Genomic DNA, 468 nt, shown 5'->3' on the forward strand with positions numbered 1-468 from the left:
CCCTATTATCGCTGCTGATGTTTACGCTTTGATTAAGGTAACGGTGCCCTTTTGAGCCCATTCACGTACCGTCTTATGCGTGACAAGAATACCGCGATAAGCGAGTATGTCTTCCACCATGCTAAAGCTTAACGGAAAGCGGGAATAAAGCCAAACCGCCTCCACGATAATCTCAGCTGGAAAACGATGACGGCGATAAAAAGAAGCACGAGGTTCGATCATGCCCTATTCTCGCAGCAGATGTTTACGCCAAAGTTAAGGTAACGATGCCTCTTCAACTGCAATCTCGTCAAACGGGTTCATCGACATCTTGACGTTGGCAAGCTCAACGCCTGAGCCATCACCCTTAACACGGATCTTTACGTTGTAATCTACAACCCGCTTTACAGCGATAAGGACTTTCATTCCAGATACCTATCATTTCGGATCTGATTAGCTTCTGGTGAACTCACGAACCAGTTCAGGGTC

The 468-nt window shown here is 46.8% G+C and carries 2 pseudogenes; both read right to left on the reverse strand.

Features of this window, described 5'->3' with window-relative positions:
- Positions 1-48: 48 nt before the first annotated feature.
- Positions 49-222: pseudogene (locus CEV31_RS13185) on the reverse strand (IS6 family transposase); the annotation flags it as partial.
- A 45-nt stretch (positions 223-267) separates the two neighbouring features.
- Positions 268-405: pseudogene (locus tag CEV31_RS13190) on the reverse strand (electron transfer flavoprotein subunit beta/FixA family protein); the annotation flags it as partial.
- Positions 406-468: the final 63 nt, after the last annotated feature.

The organism is Brucella thiophenivorans (assembly GCF_002252445.1).
GTDB lineage: Bacteria > Pseudomonadota > Alphaproteobacteria > Rhizobiales > Rhizobiaceae > Brucella > Brucella thiophenivorans.